Source organism: Rheinheimera sp. UJ63, assembly GCF_021568285.1.
GTDB lineage: Bacteria > Pseudomonadota > Gammaproteobacteria > Enterobacterales > Alteromonadaceae > Alishewanella > Alishewanella maricola.
The window spans coordinates 1,299-2,457 of sequence record NZ_JAKGTQ010000015.1; the positions used below are offsets into that span (position 1 = coordinate 1,299).

General features: G+C 50.7%; 1 rRNA gene (running past one end of the window). It reads right to left on the reverse strand.

From position 1 onward, the window contains the following. Positions 1-1,159, reverse strand: a 23S ribosomal RNA gene (locus tag L1N97_RS16810) (its annotated part extends 1,261 nt beyond the left edge of the window); the annotation flags it as partial.

Sequence of the window (1,159 nt, forward strand, 5' to 3'; positions counted from 1 at the left end):
CAAAGAGCGTACCTTCTCCCGAAGTTACGGTACTATTTTGCCTAGTTCCTTCAGCCGAGTTCTCTCAAGCGCCTTGGTATGCTCTACCTGACCACCTGTGTCGGTTTAGGGTACGGTCACCAATACCTGAAGCTTAGAGGCTTTTCCTGGAAGCATAGCGTTAGCAACTTCATCACCTTAGTAACTCGTCTCGTGTCTCAGTCTTAAGAAACCGGATTTTCCTAGTCTCTCAACCTACACACTTTCACGCGGACTACCAACGCCGCGCTTGCCTAGCTTTCTCCGTCCCCCCATCGCAGTATTGGCCGGTACAGGAATATTAACCTGTTTCCCATCGACTACGCCTTTCAGCCTCGCCTTAGGAGCCGACTCACCCTACCCTGATTAGCATGGGATAGGAACCCTTGGTCTTTCGGCGGGGAAGTTTTTCACTCCCCTTATCGTTACTCATGTCAGCATTCGCACTTCTGATACCTCCAGCATCCTTCTCAAGACACCTTCGCAGGCTTACAGAACGCTCCTCTACCACTTGCACATAATGCAAGTCCGCAGCTTCGGTGAATGATTTTAGCCCCGTTACATCTTCCGCGCAGGCCGACTCGACTAGTGAGCTATTACGCTTTCTTTAAAGGGTGGCTGCTTCTAAGCCAACCTCCTAGCTGTCTATGCCTTCCCACATCGTTTTCCACTTAATCATTACTTTGGGACCTTAGCTGGCGGTCTGGGTTGTTTCCCTTTTCACGACGGACGTTAGCACCCGCCGTGTGTCTCCCGAGTAGTACTCATTGGTATTCGGAGTTTGCATGGGGTTGGTAAGTCGGGATGACCCCCTAGCCCAAACAGTGCTCTACCCCCAATGGTATTCGCTCGAGGCGCTACCTAAATAGCTTTCGAGGAGAACCAGATATCTCCGAGCTTGATTAGCCTTTCACTCCGATCCACAAGTCATCCCCTAATTTTTCAACATTAGTGGGTTCGGTCCTCCAGTTAGTGTTACCCAACCTTCAACCTGCTCATGGATAGATCGCCCGGTTTCGGGTCTACACCCTGCAACTATTCGCCCAGTTAAGACTCGGTTTCCCTACGGCTCCCCTATTCGGTTAACCTCGCTACAGAATGTAAGTCGCTGACCCATTATACAAAAGGTACGCAGTCACCC